At 70.8% G+C, this 18,631-nt stretch carries 10 protein-coding genes; 2 read left to right on the top strand and 8 right to left on the bottom strand.

Annotated features, from left to right (window positions below; all coding sequences use genetic code 11):
- Positions 1-208: 208 nt before the first annotated feature.
- From AC24FB_RS11475 to AC24FB_RS11440, 8 genes are all read right to left on the bottom strand, one after another.
- Positions 209-3,703: an ExeM/NucH family extracellular endonuclease gene (locus AC24FB_RS11475; protein WP_425715427.1), complete on the bottom strand. Its 3,495-nt coding sequence runs from the start codon at positions 3,701-3,703 to the stop codon at positions 209-211.
- A gap of 318 nt (positions 3,704-4,021) precedes the next feature.
- Positions 4,022-10,582: a pullulanase-type alpha-1,6-glucosidase gene (pulA, locus tag AC24FB_RS11470; protein ID WP_425715426.1), complete on the bottom strand. Its 6,561-nt coding sequence runs from the start codon at positions 10,580-10,582 to the stop codon at positions 4,022-4,024.
- 278 nt (positions 10,583-10,860) lie between these two features.
- Complete coding sequence (locus AC24FB_RS11465) at positions 10,861-11,631, bottom strand: hypothetical protein (RefSeq protein WP_425715425.1); 771 nt, start codon at positions 11,629-11,631, stop codon at positions 10,861-10,863.
- Positions 11,632-11,660: 29 nt separating this feature from the next.
- Entirely contained in the window at positions 11,661-11,966 is a 306-nt protein-coding gene (locus AC24FB_RS11460; RefSeq protein WP_425715424.1) for a hypothetical protein, read from the bottom strand.
- A 28-nt stretch (positions 11,967-11,994) separates the two neighbouring features.
- Positions 11,995-12,708, bottom strand: coding sequence for a hypothetical protein (locus AC24FB_RS11455; RefSeq protein WP_425715422.1), 714 nt, complete (start codon positions 12,706-12,708; stop codon positions 11,995-11,997).
- Between the two features lie 301 nt (positions 12,709-13,009).
- Positions 13,010-13,999: a malate dehydrogenase gene (locus AC24FB_RS11450; RefSeq protein ID WP_425715421.1), complete on the bottom strand. Its 990-nt coding sequence runs from the start codon at positions 13,997-13,999 to the stop codon at positions 13,010-13,012.
- A 93-nt stretch (positions 14,000-14,092) separates the two neighbouring features.
- Positions 14,093-15,574 carry a hemolysin family protein gene (locus tag AC24FB_RS11445; RefSeq protein ID WP_425715419.1) on the bottom strand — a complete coding sequence of 494 codons (1,482 nt, stop codon included), beginning with the start codon at positions 15,572-15,574 and terminating at the stop codon, positions 14,093-14,095.
- Positions 15,575-15,685: 111 nt separating this feature from the next.
- Positions 15,686-15,952: a hypothetical protein gene (locus tag AC24FB_RS11440; protein WP_425715418.1), complete on the bottom strand. Its 267-nt coding sequence runs from the start codon at positions 15,950-15,952 to the stop codon at positions 15,686-15,688.
- 22 nt (positions 15,953-15,974) lie between these two features.
- Between AC24FB_RS11440 and AC24FB_RS11435 the strand changes: the two genes are divergently transcribed.
- Positions 15,975-17,270 carry an FAD-dependent oxidoreductase gene (locus tag AC24FB_RS11435; RefSeq protein ID WP_425715417.1) on the top strand — a complete coding sequence of 432 codons (1,296 nt, stop codon included), beginning with the start codon at positions 15,975-15,977 and terminating at the stop codon, positions 17,268-17,270.
- 163 nt (positions 17,271-17,433) lie between these two features.
- On the top strand, positions 17,434-18,558 hold the full coding sequence (locus AC24FB_RS11430; protein ID WP_487560220.1) for an IS30 family transposase: 1,125 nt from the start codon (positions 17,434-17,436) through the stop codon (positions 18,556-18,558).
- Positions 18,559-18,631: the final 73 nt, after the last annotated feature.

Here is an 18,631-nt window from a genome sequence, read left to right as displayed (position 1 = left end):
CGGGCCATGCATGGCCTTCTGGCCTGGTCAGGAGGGTTGCTCGATACGGACCCGCCATGCATGAGCGGTGCGCGAACCACCAGGCCGAGCTCGGCCGGCAGACAGCACGACAGCGCCCGCCTGCCATGGATCCGGCAGACGGACGCTGTCTCGTGCTACGTGGTCTGGCTCACCTGTCAGCCAGACACCCGCTCACCCGTCGATCATGTCAGCGGCGGATACCCAGGGTGTCGGAGCCGTCGCCGTTCCAGTCGCCGACGAAGACCTCGTCGCCCGAGCGGCCGTAGTGGACCTCGCGGTCCGCCCAACCACCGGTGAGGGTGTTCGACATCAGGTACAGGTTCCCGCGACGCGAGGCGAACGTGTCGCTCCCGTCCCCGTCCCAGTCACCCACGAGCACCTGGTCGTTGCCGCGCCCGTAGGTGAACTCCGCGTCCGCCCAGCCACTGGCCAGGCTGTTGGACACGAAGTACCGGGCCCCACGACGCACCGCGAACGTGTCCGTCCCGTTGCCGTCGTAGTCACCGACGAGGACCTGGTCGCCAGCGCGGCCGTAGTCCAGCTCGGTCTCCGCGTCCCCACCGGTGTGGCGGTTGGTGAGGAAGTAGCTGTTCCCGCGTCGGACGGCGAAGGAGTCCACGCCGTCGCCGTCCCAGTCACCCACGAGCACGGTGTCCCCGGAGCGGCCGAAGGTCAGCTCGATGTCCGCGTTGCCCCCGTAGAGGGAGTTGGACAGGAAGTAGGCGTTCCCGCGGCGCACGGCGAGCGTGTCGGACCCGTTGCCGTCCCAGTCACCCACGAGCACCTGGTCGCCGGGGCGACCGAAGGAGAACTCGTGGTCGGCCCAGATGTCCCAGCCGTCGTTGAGGTAGAACCCACGACCCGGGGTCGGGGGAACCGGCTCGGGGTCGGGGTCCGGCGTCGTGCTGTCGTCGAAGGTGTGGCTCCACTCGGTGGTGGCGTCCTCGGCCAGCTCGTACCCGTCGGCGGCGCGCGCCGTGACGGTCACGGTCCCCTCGCCGGGGTGCGTGCCCGCCTCGACGACCTCGTCGCCGACCAGGTACTCCACGCCCTCGACCGCCGGGACCGTGAAGGTGTCCGCGTCGGTCCCGTCCGCGTCCGTGAACACCACGTCCTCAGGAGTCACCACGACCGGCTCCTCCGGCTCCTCGCCACCGGAGACCGGGATGTCGAGACCGACGATGCCCGGGTTGTGGTCGGAGGACCGGAACGGCGAGACCTCGTGGAAGTTCGTCACGTTGTAGTTGTGCCGGCTGTACTCGAGCGCGAGCGGCTCGTTGGCGTTGATCTCCCAGATCGCGGAGCCGGTGAACAGCTCCAGCGCGGCCTCGTTGGCGAGGATGTGGTCGAGCGACCCGTCCATGCCGTCGAAGTTGTAGCTGTGGGCGCCGGAACGCTCGAACTCGGTGAGGTTGGTGTAGCCGGCGCCGTAGAGGATCTGCATGGGGTCCTCGGCGGTGTAGGCGTTGAAGTCACCGGCGTGGAGGACGGGCTGCTCAGCGCCCCAGTTCTCCTCGGTGAACTCGACGAGCGCCTCGGCCTGGGCGATGCGGTCCGGGTTGGCGTTGCCCTGCCCGGTGCCGTCGTCCGTGCCGGAGCCCTTGGACTTGAAGTGGTTCGCGGTGACGACGAAGGTCGTCTCCGAGAGCTCCTCGTCCGCGCCGACGGCGGCGAACTCCTGGGCCAGCGGCTCGCGCGCGTTGCCGAACGCGGGGCTGTCCGTGAGGATCACCGAGTCGCCGACGGGCGAGATCGTGTCGATCCGGTAGATGAAGGCCGTGCGGATGACGTCCTCGTCGGCGGGCAGCTCGGCGGGCGACTCGACGTAGCCCCACGTTCCGGCGCCGGCGTCCTCGTTGAGGGCCTCGGTCAGCGTGGCGAGGGCCGCGTCGCGGTCCTGGCCGAACTCGGCCGAGTTCTCGATCTCCTCGAGCGCGACGACGTCGGCGTCGAGGGTGTTGATCGCCTCGACGATCTTCTCCTCCTGGCGGGCGAACGCCTCGCTCGACCAGGCGCCGCGGACGTCGCACCAGTCGGCGGTCGTCGGGTTGCCTTCGCGGTCGGGGTAGAACTCGCAGCCCTCCTCGTCCTCGCCGAGGGTGGAGAAGTAGTTGAGGACGTTGAACGAGGCGACCTGGATGTTGCCGCCGACCTCTGCGGGTGCGGCGTGCTCCGCGCGGTCGTTCTCGAACGAGACCCACTCGGTGTAGTTCTCGCCGGTCGCACGCGTCGTGGGCTGGAAGCTCCACGCGCTGTCCCCGTTCTGGACACGACGGAAGTCAACGACGACGGGCGAGCTGATCGTGGCCGACGCCCCGGTCCGCAGCGGCGCCTCCGGCGTGACGTACGGCAGCGGGATCTCGTGGTCCTCGAAGTTGAAGTTGATGAGGTTGAAGCTCGAGCCGTCGTTGAGCACGACGCCGCGGGCGGCGTTGTCGGCCTCGGCCGCGGCGACGCCCTCGGGGTCGGTGACCGGGTTCGCGACGTCGGTCGGGGTGACGAGCGGGCTGTCGCCGGTGGCGAGCCCGACCTCGCCGTACTGGAGCGTCCAGTACGTGTTCGAGACGGTGAACTCGTCGGTCGGGAGCATGAGCATCGACTCGTAGAGCTCGCGCTCGGCGTCCGTCTCGGGCCACGCGGCCTCGACCGGCTCGACGGCGGCGAACTCCTCCTCGAGCGGCGTGACGGTCGGGCCCGAGATCTGCGTGAGCCCGAAGTACTCGCCGGCCTCGCCGGAGACCTCGACGAAGTCACCGATCTCGACGTCTCCCACGACGTCGGGTCCGTAGACGAAGATGCCCGACGACGCGGTGTGCTCCGTCAGGTCGCCGCCCGTGCCCTCGGTCTGGATCGTGAAGCCGTTGAAGCCGCCGGTCGGGTAGACGGCGGTGACGACGCCGCGAGTGGTGACGGACTGGCCCGCGAGCGGGGTCGCGTCGCCCTCGCCCTGGATCTCCTCGATCGTCACGGGCTCGCCGGGCTCGGGGTCCGGGTCGGGGTCCGGATCGCCGCCGCCCTCGATCTCGGGGGTCGGGGCGGCCATCGTGAAGTCGGTCGAGTTGTCGTCCGAGTCGGCGAACCCGTCGCGCTGCCAGGACAGCGGAGTGCTGTTGTTTCCCTCGGAGGCGGCCGCGGCTGTCTCGAAGGTCGTGGCGGTGCCGGTGCCGACGAGGTCGACGATCGCGCCGTCGAGGTCACCGGTGGCCACGGTGCCCTGCGGGAGAGTGACGTTGTCCGTGCCGTCGACCAGCACGACGACCCCGTTGGTCCCGCCCGGGTTGAACGAGCCCCCAGCGTCCTGGTCGGCCAGCGCGGAGATGTCCTCACCGTTGCCGCCGTTCGAGGCACCGGAGACGACGAAGTGCTCACCGGGCTCGATGGTGCCCTCGAGGGCGACGTTGTTGTTCGTCGCGCCGCTACCGGTCGCGGACCGGTACTGCAGCGACATCCCGGACAGGTCGATCGGCTCGTCCGTCGGGTTGTACAGCTCGACGAACTTCTGCTGGTACGGCGCGTTCGCGGACCCGCCGCGCGCGTAGTACTCGGTGATGACGACGGCCGAGTCGTCGGGTGCGGCGGCGGCCGGCAGGGCGGCCACGGGGACGACCACGGAGGTCAGGCCGAGAGCGACGACGGCGCCCAGCCCCACCCCCCGTCGTCCGGTGGTGGGGCGATCAGTCACGTCGCGCAGCTCCTCGGTGGTGTGCGGTCGGCGGCACCGGTCCGGTGCCGCGCGCGGTCATGGTGACACGCGGCACCGACGCCGGGACCGCTCGCACGGACCCGCCCACCAACGGTCATCCCGCGTTCAGCGGGCCGTCACCCGGACAGCGGTCCTGCCCGCTACGCGGTCACTGCCCGTAGACGCTCAGCGTCTCGTCGATGGAGGCCGCGGAGTCGCCGTCGGCCGGCTCGTCGTCACCGCTGCAGGCCGCCACCCCGAGTGCGAGGAGCGCGGGCGTCGCGAGAGCGGGCGTGCCCGCCGGGACCTTCGGCCCGGTCAGGACGGCCGACGACGCACCCCCAGCGTGTCCGTCCCGTCGCCGTCCCAGTCGCCGACGAGCACCTCGTCGTCCGCGCGTCCGTAGGTGAGGTCGAGGTCGGCCCAGCCGTCGGTGAACGAGTTGCGCAGGAGGTACCGGTTGCCTCGGCGGACCGCGAGCGTGTCGTGACCGTCGCCGTCCCAGTCGCCCACGAGCACGACGTCACCGTCGCGTCCGTAGGTGAACTCCTGGGACGCCCACCCGCCAGCGAGGGAGTCGTCGAGGAAGTAGCGGCTCCCCCGGCGTACGCCGAGGGTGTCCGCTCCGTCGGCGTCCCAGTCCCCCACGAGCACCGGATCGCTCGCCCGGCCGTAGTCGAGCGTGACGTCCGCCGGGCCGCTGGTCAGAGAGTTGCGCAGGTGGAACCGGTTGCCGCGGCGGACGGCGAAGGTGTCCACACCGTCGCCGTCCCAGTCGCCGACGAGCACCTCGTCCCCGCGGTGCCCGTAGACCAGCACGACGTCGGCCGAGCCGGCGGCGTGCCGGTTGCGCAGGAAGAACGTCGCGTTGTCGCGCACGCCGACGGTGTCGGTGCCGTCGCCGTCCCAGTCGCCCACGACGACCTGGGCCGACGGGACGCCGAAGCGGAAGATGTGGTCGGGCGAGTCGTCCCAGCCGTTGTCGAGGAAGAACCCGTGGGTCGGGGCCGGCTCGACGGGCGGCTCGGCGTCCTGCTCCGCCACGAGGACGGCGACGGTGCGCGCCGGGATCGTCACCGTGCCGGTGGCCGCGTCCCACGTGGTGCCGCGGACCACCTCGTCGTCGCCGTTCGCCTGGACCTCGTGGAGGGCGAGCTCGACACCGGCCAGTCCGTCGACGGCCTCGGTGATCGGCTCGGGCGAGGCGTTGAAGACCGTGACGAGCCGGTCGAGATCCGGGTCGACGTCACGTCCCGTCGTGTCGTCCACCGACATGACGAGCAGACCGGGGGTGGCGTCCGCTCCCCCGTTGGGGAAGGTGACCATCTCCTGGATCGCATCGGCGTCCCCGAGGCGGAACAGCTCGGTCGATGTCCGCAGCCGCATCAGGTCGAGCGACTGCTCGTGCGCGGCCGCGATGTCCGCCGGCTCGGGGGTGAGCGCCGGATTCTCCAGCAGCGGCGTGAGCAGGTCCCAGTGGGCGCCGTTCTTCTCCTCCGGCGGCAGGCCGACCCCGAAGTTGTTCGACTGCCCGGACCAGTCGACCGCATTGAAGTGATCGCCGGAGTTGTAGCTGTCCCGGTCCATCGACTTCGATCGGAGCTGGTCGGTGCCTGCGTGCCAGAACGCCGGGGACTGCCCGAGCGCGACCGTGGCGAGGGACAGGGTGTTCATCCGGACCCGGTCAGCCATCGACGTGTCGGTGGGCAGGCGCCAGATTCCGAGGTCGTAGAGCGTCTCGTTGTCGTGCGCGTCGACGTAGTTGACGGACTCCGACGGCGAGGAGGCGTACCCGGCGGGCGCCCCGTTGTAGTCGAGCTCGTCGCCGCGCTGCTCGGACCCGGTGCTCGTGACGAACGTGTAGTCCGCCAGGTTGCCCGCCATGCCGAGCCGGACGAGGTCCGTGCGGTGGAGAAGGTCGGCGCGCTGCTCCTCGGGTGTCGCCGTCGAGACGCCGTTGGGGTCGGTGAACAGTCCGGTGCCGAAGCCCTGGTTCTCCCGCTTGTCCTCGTCGAACGGGCCGCCGCCGTGGACGGCGTCGCGCAGCCGGTCGTTGAAGGCGCCGATGTCGGTGCCGTCGAGCTGGCCCTGCGTGGCCTGCTCGAACCGGGCGTTGTCCGTCACCTCGCCGAAGTTCCAGCCCTCGCCGTAGATGTACATCTCGGACCCGTCGACGCCGTCGTCCTCGAGGGTGAGCTCGTCGAGCGCGGCCCGGACGGCCTCCATGTTCTCCCGGCTGTGGTGGCCCATGAGGTCGAACCGGAACCCGTCGACCCGGTACTCCCGCGCCCACGTGACGACCGAGTCGACCATCAGCTGCTCCGCCATCGCATGCTCGGTGGCGATGTTCTGGCAGCAGGTCGAGGTCTCCACCTGCCCCGTCAGCGAGAGCCGGTGGTAGTAGCCGGGCACGACCCGGTCGAGCACGGACTGCTCGGACTGGCCCGACGCGGCCGTGTGGTTGAAGACCTGGTCGAGGACCACCTGGTAGCCGGAGCGGTGCAGCCCGCCGACCATCTCGCGGTACTCGACCACGCGGTCGCCGCCGTCCTGGTTCCCGTCGGACGCGTAGGAGCCCTCCGGGACGGAGTAGTGCAGCGGGTCGTAGCCCCAGTTGAAGGCGTCCTGGTCGGCCACCGCGCTCACCGCGGCCTGCTGCTCGGTGGACGCCGGTCCGGCGTCGGGGATCTCCGGGACGACCTGCTCCGCCCGGTCCTCCTCGATCGTGGCGATGTCGAAGGTGGGCAGGAGGTGGATGGTGTTCATCCCGGCGTCGGCGAGCTCCTCGAGGTGCTCGACCCCGTCGGTGCCCTCGAGCGCGAACGCGCCGTACGTGCCGCGCAGCTCCTCGGGGACCGTCTCGTCGGAGATGGAGAAGTCGCGCACGTGCAGCTCGTAGATCGACCGGTCGACGAAGTCCTCGATCACGGGGGCCTCGCTGTCCGTCCAGACCTCGGGGGCCAGCGCGGGGTCGTCGAGGTCGAGCAGCACCGAGTGCGTGCTGTTCGTCGTCAGTGCGAGGGAGTAGGGGTCGGTGACGACGTTGTGCTCGACCTGCCCGGTCGACGGGACGAACACCTCGACGTCGTAGCGGTAGGCGCGGCCCAGCCAGTCGGCGCTGCCCGCGGCGGACCACGTGCCGTCCTCGTCCCGGGTCATCTCGACCTCGGTGGGCTCACCGGTGCCGGCGGCGTCGTCGAAGAGCTGGAGGGTGACGGTGCGGGCGGTGGGCGCCCAGATCGCGAGGTGCGGGACCCCGCCCTCGACGACCGGGCCGAGCGCGGTCTGCCTCGCGCCGTCGGCGTAGAGGTCGTCGAGCACCCCGGGGACCTGCACGCCGGTGGCCGCCTCGACCGTGTCTCCGGTGCGGGTGACGAGGAGCTGGCCGCGCAGGGCCTCCTCGAAGACTGCGCGGTCCGCCTCGTCGACGCTCAGGGCCGACATGCCGGCGAGGTGCGGCCAGGTCGCGGCCTGCTCGTCGGTGGGACCGGCCGTGTCGTAGCTCAGGGTGATCGAGCCGTCAGCCCCGGTCACGGCCCCGTCGACGACGGCCATGCCGCCGTCGGCCGCGTGATGGAGGGTGTAGGTCGATCCGGTCGGGTCGTCACCGGCGAGGTCGGTGGGCCACAGGATGGTCCCCCGGTCGACCCAGTGGGCCAGCGTCTGGCCGGTGCCCGGCACCGCCGGGTTCTCCACCGAGATGTCGAGCACGTGGGTGGCGAGGTCGTAGGAGAAGGTGACCTCCTCGCCGTCGGAGGAGACGACGAACGGGTAGTTCGCGCCGTCGAGCTCGCCGCCGACCCCGTAGTTCTCGGCCCAGGAACGGCCGTGCGCGGCCTTGACCTCGTGGCTGCCCACGGGGATCTCGGTGGTGGTGAAGGTGTAGACGCCGTCGCCGTCCGCGTCCCACATGAGCGAGGCGAGGCAGTCGGGCGCCCAGTCGGAGCCGCAGCCGAGCGCCGGCTGGAACGATCCGGGAAGGGTGACGAGCGGCCCCTCGGCGGTGCTCGTGAACAGGTGGGTGGCGGGGTCGTAGACGAAGGTGATCTCGCCGCCGTCGTGGCTGTAGCTGACGTTGTCTCCGCCGGGGACGCCGCCGGCGCCGTAGTTGACGTCCCAGCTGTCGCCGATCGCAATCTTGTACTCGTAGTCGCCGGCGGGGAGATCGAAGGTGCCGACGTAGAGGCCGGAGGCCTCGTCGAGGGTGAGCGCGGAGTCGGCGCAGCCGGGCTGCCAGTCACCGGGGCAGCCCATGGCGGCCTGGTGGGAGCCGGGGACGGTGACGATCTCGCCGTCGCCCGGGCCGTCGTCCGCCGGCGTGCCGGAGAGGTCGTATCCGACGACGCCGAAGGTCGAGCCCGCGAACGAGGCACCGTCGGCGTCGGTCGCCACGGCGCGGTACTCGACGACGGTGCCCGCGGCGAGTCCCTCGACGTCGTGGAAGACGCGCGGGGTGTCGTCCTCGGCGACGCCGAGCGGCTGCCAGTCGGTCTCGCCGGCGACCCGGTAGGCGAACGAGGTCTCGAGGTAGTGGTTGTCCGGGACGTCGGCGGAGATCGGTGCCAGGGTCGGCGTGTTGCCGGACCCGGCGAGCTCGGTGCCGCCGGGGAACATCTCGAGGGTGCCGTCGCCCACCGGTGCGACGGTGGTGTCGGCGACCCACGCGAGGGCCGTGAGCGGCGGGACCTCGATCGTCACCTGAGCGCCGTCGGCGGTGAGGGCGGCGCCGTCGCCGAGGATCGGGGTGTAGGTCGCGTCGCGGCTGAGCGTGTCGAGGGTGACGGTCTGCGGCGTCGTCAGGTTGTTGACGGCCACGAGGTGCTCGACGGGGTCCGCGCGATCGACGCGGCTGAAGGCGTACACGCCGCCGCCCGACTCGGCGTAGAGCTCGACCTGGGCGCCGGTGACGAGGGCGGGGTGGTCCTCGCGGAGCTGCGCGAGCTCGGCGATGTGGGTGTAGAGCGGGGCGCCGGTGTCGAAGAGGTCGCGGGAGCCGACCTGCTCCCCGGTGAGGAGGGTCTGGTCGGTGTACTCGGCGGTCCGGGAGGCGAAGAGCGACTGCCGGGCGCCCTTGTCGTTGCCGGTCCCGACGAACCCTTGCTCGTCGCCGTAGTAGACGACCGGCTGACCGCGCGTGAGGTACATGAGGGAGTGGCCGAGCTCGGAGCGGGCGAGCTCGTCGCCGCGCCCCTGGAGGAGGTAGCCGACGCGCCCCATGTCGTGGTTGCCGAGGAAGGTCGGCAGGGAGGTCGAGGTCGAGTGCGGGGTCGTGTAGTAGTCGTCGGACGCGAAGAGACCCGCGAGGCCCTGGGCGGTGTAGCCGCTCGCATAGTTGAGGGCCGAGGACTGGTAAGCGAAGTCGAGCACCGAGGTCATGTCGGTGTCCCGCACGTACGGGGACGTGAGCGTCGCGTCGGCGTCGAAGACCTCGCCGAACGTGAAGAAGTCGGGGTTCGTAGCCTCGGCGTGAAGGTCGAGGGCGGCGGTGAACTCCTCCCAGAACTCGACGTTGACGTGCTTGACGGTGTCGATGCGGAACCCGTCGATGCCGAGGTCCATCCAGGTCGTGTAGATGTCGATGAACTCGGCGACCACGCGCGGGTCCTCGGTCATCACGTCGTCGAGGTTCTCGAAGTCGCCGAAGGTGACGGACTCGCCCTCCCAGGTCGAGCTGCCGCGGTGGTGGTAGACGGTGGGATCGTTGAACAGCTCGGGGACCATGTCGACGGCGCCGTCGTTGCGCACGGGCGTGTAGGGGAACGACGTGGCCGGGTCGAGCTCGGGGAAGTCGGGCGAGCCGGCGAGCGCGGAGACGTCGACGGCGGTGCCGGCCGCGTCCGTGTAGGGGTAGGTCGCGATGTCCCGGTAGGCGTACTCCCCCTCGGCGAACGAGAAGTTGTCGGCCGTGTGGTTGGTGATGATGTCGAAGTAGACGTCGATGCCGCGGGCGTGAGCGTCGTCGATGAAGGCCTCGAGCTCGGCGTTCGTGCCCAGGTGCGGGTCGATCTGCGTGAAGTCGGTGATCCAGTAGCCGTGGTACCCCGCGGAGGCGTCCTCGCCCTCGCCCTGGACGGGGCGGTTGACGAACGACGGCGTGAGCCAGATCGCGGTCGTGCCCAGGCCCTCGATGTAGTCGAGCTGCTCGCTCAGGCCGGCGATGTCGCCGCCCTGGTAGAAGCCTCGGTTCGTCGGGTCGAAGCCGTGGTCGAGCCGGTCGCCCGCGATCCCGCCGGTGTCGTTCGACGGGTCGCCGTTCTCGAACCGGTCGGTGAGGACGAAGTAGAAGCTCTCCCCCGCTCCCGCGTCGCGATAGGGCTCGGCGACGAGCGCGTCATCGGTGGACTCGTCGTACTCGCCCGGGAGGTCGGGCAGATCGATGGCGAGGGTGCCGGCGGCGTCGTCGACCCGGAAGGTGACCGTGGTGGGCGCGGCGAGGGTGATCGAGTAGTTGTCCTCGCCGTCGCCGATCGCGCCGTCCCAGACACCGTCGAGCGCGGCCTTGAACTGCCAGGTGCCCGCCGGGACCTCGGCGGTGAGCTCGTAGACACCCTCGACGTCGGTGCCCGTCAGTGTGGTCTCCGCACAGGCGGTGTCCCAGTCGGCGGCGCAGCCGAGTTCGGTCTGGAGGTCGCCTGCAAGGACGACCTGGCGGTCGCTCGCGTCGGGCGCGGGTACCGCGGGAGTGTCCGGCGCGGGAAGCGGCGCCGCGGGGCTCGGCGCCGCGGGCAGTGCCGTCCCGGCGGCGGGCGAGGCCTGTACCGCGCCGGCCGACGTCGCGGCGGCGAGCGTTCCGCCGGCCGCGAGGCCGGAGCCCAGCAGAGCGACCGCCGAGAGGACGGCGAGGGTGGACGTGACTGGGCGAGGTCGGGTGACGCTCATGGACCGGTGACTCCTTCGTCGGGCGCGGCGGTGCGCTGGCGCCTACCCAACCAGGCTGCAAGTCATCCTGCAAGAGGTGCTGCAATTTTCCGCACGCGATTTCAGACGGCCCCGCTCACTGGTCGAGAGTGCGGTTCGGGGCCCTCGGACGCCCTGCCGGGAGACCGATCGGCGAGGCTCGGCGCGCCGTCGACGGATGCCTCGCCGCGCACGACGACGGGGCCACCACCCGAAGGTGGCGGCCCCGTGAGGTCCGGTCCCGTGCCGGACCGGACGCGTCAGTTGATCGCGATGTGCGGCGGCCACGTGCCGCTGTCAAGGTTGGCGTGATTGCCGATGGGATCGTTGAGCATCCTCTGGAGCTCACCGAGAGCATCGACGGTGATGCCATCAAGTTCGGCCATGACATCGTCCCACTTGCCCGGGAGGGTGACCAGCGCGGTGATGGACGCGATCAACGCACTGACAGCCGCAACGATTCCCAGCGCGAGGAGACCTGCGGTGAGGCCGGTCGCAAGGCATGCCGCGATGAGTCCCGCTATGGATCCGATGACCCCGACGACCCCACCAACGAGCTGGCCGATGAACTCGAAAGCTTCTCGCCAGTAGTTTTCCAGGTGCTGCGCCATGTCTTCGAGCTGATCATGGATCGCATAGGCGATCTCGGGCAGAGCGGTACCGACTGCTGCGTGCTGCTGCCCCGCCACCGTCGAATAGACGTCCCCGTTGTCGTCCCATGAGTCGAGCGAGGGAAGATTGGTCCCCGTCGGGCTGATGCTCGTGGCATGACCGCCCATGTCATCGCCCCAGGTCTGCCAGTCCAGTGCGACCTCTCGGATGAGTTCCGCATCGCCCAGACGATCGATGAGCTCCTCGACATATTCGATGAGCACCTCGGCGTCCTCACGGAGAGGATCGATCGTCGGGTCCACAAGATATCGGAGGAAGCCTGGGCAGCTGTTCTGCACCTCGGTGCAGTCGGCAAGGAGCTGCTCGATCTCGAGTAGCGCCTCGCCTCCGTCGCTGATGATCGAGTCCTTGAGCGACATGTCTTGGTGTCCCTTCTATCGTGCTGCGCTCAGACGCGCGAGAAATCGATCTCGGACTGGTAGTCGGTGTCCTCGTAGATGTCGGCCGCTCGCCGCAGCACGCTGGCGACGGCGGTGAAGGCTGTCGGCCCGTCGCCCGCGAGCGTGTCGACCGTCGATCGGACCGCCTCGTACGCCTCCTTCACGCCGAGCTCGATCGCAGCACCTGGAAGTGCACCTTCCGGCATCGTGAGGTCGTCGACCTGGTTCGCGGTGGGGGTGAAGGTATCGGTCGAGAACGCCTCCCAGTGCGAGGCGTCCGTGCGAAGGTCGTCGGTGTCGACCCTGACGTTCATTCCATTGCTCCGATCGTTGGTGAGAGTGTCAGCGGTTCTGCGCGCGCGTGATGAGTTCGGTGGTTGCCGGGAAGTCCTGCGCGAGTCGTCGGTTCATCTCGTCGAGACGAGCGGCGGCGGCGTCGACGATCTCGAGCAGGGCGCGCGCGAGAGGCTCTGCCCGTCGACGCGTCCAGATCTCCCCGATCGACAAACTGACAGGAGAGCCGTGACGTGAGACGACCGCCAAGTTTTTCTCTGAGTTCGCATCCTCGAACTCGGTCGAGTACATCTCCATCAGGCGGTCGCGGTAGAGCTCACGCTCCTCCCGTGCCCGACGCGCAAGCTCGATCATGCGTTTCGCCTGTTCGAGCTGGTCGCCGCGGTTCGGTTCTGTCCCGATACCGCTATCCGGCTGCGCACCGGTGCTGCGACGGGCGGCATCCCTAGCACCGCCGGCGGTCCCGTTGCGCCGCGCCTCCAGCCGTGCGCGAACCTCATCCGCGATCGGGGTGACCTGCGGAATCCGTCGTCCTCCGGCCGACACAGGCTCGTCCCCCTCAGCCGGTACACGCGCCATCTGAGCGGCACCGTATGCCTCCATCAGCGCTGCAGCCAGCTCCTCCGGGGTCAGCTCGGACGCCCAACCGCCGTCGATCTCCACGTAGGCGATCCGCCCGGCCTCGTCCACACCAATCTGTGCGAACTGCCCCTCGTCGACACCGAATGAGAGCTCCGGCCCGGCATGGTTGTCCTCGGTCATGCGACTCCTTCTGGATGGTCGAGGTAATTGATCGGCAAAGATCCGCCACGCAGGTCGAGATGGGGCGTTCCGGCAAGTAAAACGCCTGCTTGAAGAACGGATGATCCAGGCCACGGGGAGTTGTCCCCTCGGGGTCGATCGACGCCTGATCCTTCGACGAGCGAAGAGGGGCGGTCGACCCACGACGACGGGGCCGCCACCCGAAGGTGGCGGCCCCGTGAGGTCCGCTCCGGCGTCGTGCCGGATCTTCCGCCAGCACATCGGCCGGGCAACCGCCGGCTCATCGGCCGACGGAACCCCGTCAGATCAGCCCGAGCGCCGCAACCGCGTCGCGCTCCTCGACCAGCTCGGCAGCCGTCGCGTCCATCCGCCCGCGCGAGAACTCGTCGATCTCGAGCCCCTCGACGACCCTCCACTCCCCGTTCTCCGAGGTCACGGGGAACGAGTAGACGACGCCCTCGGGCACGCCGTAGTGCGAGCCGTCGGAGTAGATCGCGGCCGAGGTCCACGAGCCCGTCACACCGTTGACCCAGTCGTGCACGTGGTCGATCGCGGCCGACGCGGCCGAGGCCGCCGACGACGCACCGCGCGCCTCGATGATCGCGGCGCCGCGCTTGGCCACGGTCGGGATGAAGTCGTTCTCCACCCACTCGCGGTCGGCGAGCAGGTCGGTCGCCGGCGCCCCGGCGATCGTCGTCTGCGTGAGGTCCGGGTACTGGGTCGAGGAGTGGTTGCCCCAGATGGTCAGCCGGTCGATGTCGCTGACGGCGGCGCCGGTCTTGGCGGCGAGCTGGCTGACGGCCCGGTTGTGGTCGAGCCGCGTCATCGCGGTGAATCGCGAGGCCGGCACGTCGGGCGCGTTCTTCGCGGCGATGAGGGCGTTGGTGTTGGCCGGGTTCCCGACGACGAGGACCCGGATGTCGTCCGCGGCCCCCGCGTTGATCGCCTTGCCCTGCGGGCCGAAGATCCCGCCGTTGGCGGCGAGCAGGTCGCCGCGCTCCATGCCGGCGCCGCGCGGACGCGCGCCCACGAGCAGGCCGACGTTGGCGCCGTCGAACGCCTTCGTCGGGTCGTCGAAGATGTCGACCCCGGCCATCAGCGGGAACGCGCCGTCGGCCAGCTCCATCGCCGTGCCCTCGGCGGCCGTGACGGCCTGCGGGATCTCCAGCAGGCGCAGGCGCACGGGGGTGTCGGGGCCGAGCAGCTGGCCCGAGGCGATGCGGAACAGGAGGGCGTAGCCGATCTGGCCGGCGGCGCCCGTGACGGTGACGTTCACGGGGGTGGCGGACATGCAGGACTCCTTCGTCGGGGTACGTGGACGTGGTCGGTGGGGTGCGAGCCGGTCGGATCGCGACCGGCCCGTCGAGCCCCGCACCACCCCAGGCTAGTGCGCCCCGGTACCGCCCGCGCCGGATCGTCCCTCGCCGCTCTCGATCCGGCCGTCGACGGCAAGCGGGTCCTCGCCCCGCTCCGCCGCGTTCCGGAGCTCGACCTGGGGGCCGGACGGCCCCCTGGGGGTTCCCGCCTCCTTCGGCCCGTCGGCGCCGATCTCGTCCGCACCGACGGCGAGATCGCGTCCGCCGTCGTCGACCGGGTCGCGCTCGGCCCGGGTGACGGTCACGCGGTCGACCCGGCGGCCGTCGAGCGTGCGGACCGTGAGGGTCGCGTCGCCCCAGGCCACGGTGTCGCCCTCGGCGGGCAGGCGGCCGAGCTCGGACATGATGTAGCCGGCGAGCGTGTCGTAGGGCCCGTCGGGCAGCTCGACCTCGAAGAGCCGCTGGATCTCCGCGCGGCTGAGCAGCCCGGAGACGTCGTCCGCACCGGCGCCCTCGACGACCTCGGGCTCCTCCCGGTCGTACTCGTCGTGGATCTCGCCGACGAACTCCTCGACGACGTCCTCCATCGTCACGATGCCGTCGGTACCGCCGTACTCGTCGACGATGACGGCGAAGTGCGCGTGCGTGCGGCGCATCTCGGTGAGCGTGGACAGGACCGCCTTGCCCGTGGGGAAGTAGAGGGTCTCGCGCACGAGGTCGCGGACGAACCGGATCTCCGGCCCGGGGTTGATGAAGTCGCGGACGTGGACGAAGCCGAGGATGTCGTCGTCGTTCTCGCCCCGGACGGGGTAGCGCGAGTGCTCCATCGCGCCGACGGTGGCGCGGGCCTCGTCGATCGTCGTGTCGGCGTCGAGGAACTCGACCTCGGTGCGCGGCGTCATCACCTCCTGGACGGACCGCTCCCCCACGGCCAGCAGGTCGGCGACGATCTGCCGCTCCTCGTCCCCGAGTCCCTCGTGACCGACGACGATCTGGCGCAGCTCCTCCGCGTCCATCTCCTCGGCGCGGGCGTGCGGGTCGCGGCCGAGCAGGCGCAGCACGAGGTTCGTCGAGACGTCGAGCAACCAGATGACCGGGCGCAGCACGAGGGCGATGAGGTTGAGCGGGCGGGCCACCACCATCGAGAACTTCTCGGCCCCCTGCATGGCGAGACGCTTGGGCACCATCTCGCCGAAGACGAGGGACATGTAGGACACGATGAGGGTGATCCCGATGAACGAGACCGTCCCGGCGGCGCTCTCGGACAGACCCCAGTCCACGAGGTACGGGGAGACGTAGGGGGCGATCGTCGACGCGCCGTAGGACGCCGAGAAGAAGCCGGCCAGCGTGACGCCGACCTGCACGGCGGACAGGAAGGTGTTCGGGTTCTCCGTCAGCCTGGCGACGGTCGCGCCGCTGCCGCCCTTCTGGGCCATCGACCGGACCTGCGACTCGCGCAGGGAGACGAGCGCGAACTCCGAGGCCGCGAACACACCGCCGATGAGGACGAAGACGAGAACGAGCAAGGAGTCCTGCAGTAACGGGTGCACCCGTCCATTATCAGGTCGGGGGCCCGGGAGCGACACGTGCCCGCGTGTGGCACTGCGCTCGTGCTGGGCACCGCTCCCGCGCCGGGCGGCGCGCTCCCGCGGGCGGGCCGGTCAGACCGCGACGGCCTCGCCCCAGGGCGCGAGGAACGCGAGGACCGCCGCCGCGCCGAGCAGTGTGACCAGGTCGATCGCGAGCGCCCGTCCGCCGATGATCTCCCGTGCCCCGAAGGCGGCCCGGACCACCGCGACCACGACGAGCATCCCGGCGAGCAGGTAGCAGGCCGTGGGGACGTCGACGACGACACCCACGAGCACGACGACGACGAGCCACCCGAGGATCGCGAGCCCCGGCAGCACGGGTGCGCGGTTGGTCGTCACGCGGCGAGGCTACCGTGGCCGGATGCAGGCTCCCGGCTCCCCCTCCGACGACGACGCCACCCCCGAGACCGCCGTCGACGTGCTCGTGGTCGGTGGTGGCGTGGCCGGCCTGAGGACCGCCGCCGCGCTGCGCGAGGGCGGGTTCGACGGGTCAATGCTGCTGGTCGGGGCCGAGGACCGCGCGCCGTACGACCGCACGACCCTCTCGACGCACCTGCTGACCCAGGACGCTCCGCCGGCCCTTGCCGACGCCGGGCTCGGCGACCTCGCCGCGCTGGACGTCGACCACCGGCTCGCGAGGGTCACCTCGGTCAGCGACCTCGGCGAGGAGGCCGCGATCACCCTCGACGACGGCGCCGTCATGAGGGCGAGGACCGTCGTCGCGGCCTCCGGGGCGCGGGCGGTCGACCCGCCGTGGCCCGGTGCGCGCGTGCTCCGGTCGGCGGCGGACGCGGCCGCGTTGCGCGAGGCGTTGGCCCCCGGTGCGCGGCTCGTCGTCGTCGGGGCGGGGTGGATAGGAGCGGAGGTGGCCGGGTCGGCGGCCGCGGCGGGCGTCGACGTGACCGTGGTCGAGGCCGGCGCGCAGCCGCTCGGACGGGCGCCGGGGGTCCTCGGCGCGCACGTGCGCGCGTGGTTCGACGCGGCCGGGGTCGGGCTCGTCACGGGCGCGGCGGTCAGGGACGTCACTGGATCGGCCGACGACGGGGCCGCGCGATCGCACCCGTCCGTGCGGCCCGCCGGACGGACCGTCAGGCTCGCGGACGGCCGCGAGCTGCAGGCCGACACCGTGCTCGCCGCCCTCGGCGCCGCGCCGGAGACGGGCTGGCTCTCCGGCGTCGCGGAGCTCACCGGCTCCGGGCACGTCCTCGTGGACGCGACCGGCCGCGCGATCGGTGGGCCGGCCTGGCTGCGGGCGGTCGGCGACGTCGCGGCCACCGCTCTCCCCGACGGCTCCGTCGAGCCGGGCGCCCACTGGAAGGGCGCCCTCCACCATCCCGCGGCCGTCGCCGCGGGACTGCTCGGTCTCGAGCCGCCGCCCCGCCCGGCGTCGTACGTGTTCTCCGAGATGTTCGGCCACGACGTGGCGGTGCTCGGCGCGCCCGCGGGCGAGCCCGCGGTCGTCCGGTCCGACGACGCCGGCACCACCTGGCTGTGGACCGATGCGGCCGGCCGGCTCACCGGGGCCGCGACGGCGGACCACCCGCGCGACGTCCCGCCGCTGCGGCGGTCCCTCGCCGGCGACGCCCGTCCGATGCTCGATCTGGAGGTCGCCGCCGACCCGGCCCGCCGCCTCCGCGACGCGATCGCCCGCCCCTGACCCCTCCGTCGTCGAGATTGCGGTTGGTGCCCATCGAGGTTGCGGTTGGTGCACGCCGAGATTGCGGTTGGGAGCCACGATTGCTCGAGAGTGCGGGTCAGGCGGTCCTCCCGCCGGCGGTTTCAATCGGTTGTTGCAACGTGCGCCTTGGGAGGGTGTACGGATGGCTGGGAAGAGATTGACACTTGAGGAGCGGGCGAAGATCGAGGCGCTGTTCGGTCAGCGATTGACGTTCCCGCAGATCGCTGAGCGGATCGGTCGTCACCGGACCACGGTGTGGCGCGAGGTCACTCGCAATAACTCCTACCGGGGCGCTCACCTGGACACACCCGGGACGCGTTCCCCGGCGGGACGCCGGCAGGCCAATCCCGCCGGTCGTGGTGGCGCCTACCGGTGGGCGTACTCGTGCCGGAACGCGCAGCGCAGGGCCGACAAGCGGGCCCGCAGGCCCAGGCCCGGCAAGTTGACCGGCGATCGCCGCCGCGGGGTGACCTCGGGTCGCGGCCGGCTATGGCCCCTGGTGCGGGACAAGCTCGAACAGCGGTGGTCTCCGCAGCAGATCGCACACTGGCTTCGTCAGGAGTATCCCGACCGGCCGGAGCGATGGGTGTCCCACGAGACGATCTACCAAGCGATCTACTACCAAGCTCGTGGCGGGCTGCGCAGCGAGATCGCACGCCAGGTCGCACTCCGTACCGGGCGGACCAGGCGGCGCCCCCAGTCCCGCCTCGCGCGGGCGGCACACTCGGGCAAGGCCTGGACCCATGGCCTGAACATCAGCACCCGGCCGGCCGAGGTCGAAGACCGGGCCGTGCCCGGGCACTGGGAAGGTGACCTGATCATCGGTGCGCGTAGCGCGTCGGCGATCATCACCCTGGTCGAGCGTTCCACGCGGTACGTCATGCTCGGCGCTCTACCGGAGAGCAGGGTCTCCGAGCAGGTGATCGACGTGCTGATCGACACGATGGGCCGCCTGCCGGCCGAGCTGGCCGCGACTCTGACCTGGGATCAGGGCGCTGAGATGGCCAAGCACGCCCACTTCACGCTGGCGACAGACTGCCGGGTCTTCTTCTGCGACCCGCACTCGCCCTGGCAGCGAGGCTCGAACGAGAACACCAACGGCCTGCTGCGGCAGTACTTTCCCCGCTCGAGTACCGACTTCCGCACCTACGCCCAGCGCGACCTCGACGCCGTCGCCCGCGAGCTCAACACACGACCACGCATGACACTGGGCTGGCAGACTCCAGCGAAACGACTCAACGACCTACTCGTTGCAACAACCACTTGAAACCGCCGCCACCTGAACCGCACTCTCGACGAACTCAACCTCGACGAACCGCAATCTCGGCGACGACGAACCG

The organism is Georgenia sp. Z1344 (assembly GCF_057652375.1).
Note: the sequence above shows the minus strand (reverse complement) of the source record. Positions and strands in the feature narration are given on the sequence as shown.

Bases quoted from the DNA above. Each gene is read 5' to 3' on its own strand.
- pulA (WP_425715426.1), bottom strand. From the start codon at position 10,582: ATGAGCGTCACCCGACCTCGCCCAGTCACGTCCACCCTCGCCGTCCTC.
- AC24FB_RS11465 (WP_425715425.1), bottom strand. From the start codon at position 11,631: ATGTCGCTCAAGGACTCGATCATCAGCGACGGAGGCGAGGCGCTACTC.
- AC24FB_RS11460 (WP_425715424.1), bottom strand. From the start codon at position 11,966: ATGAACGTCAGGGTCGACACCGACGACCTTCGCACGGACGCCTCGCAC.
- AC24FB_RS11455 (WP_425715422.1), bottom strand. From the start codon at position 12,708: ATGACCGAGGACAACCATGCCGGGCCGGAGCTCTCATTCGGTGTCGAC.
- AC24FB_RS11450 (WP_425715421.1), bottom strand. From the start codon at position 13,999: ATGTCCGCCACCCCCGTGAACGTCACCGTCACGGGCGCCGCCGGCCAG.
- AC24FB_RS11435 (WP_425715417.1), top strand. From the start codon at position 15,975: ATGCAGGCTCCCGGCTCCCCCTCCGACGACGACGCCACCCCCGAGACC.
- AC24FB_RS11430 (WP_487560220.1), top strand. From the start codon at position 17,434: ATGGCTGGGAAGAGATTGACACTTGAGGAGCGGGCGAAGATCGAGGCG.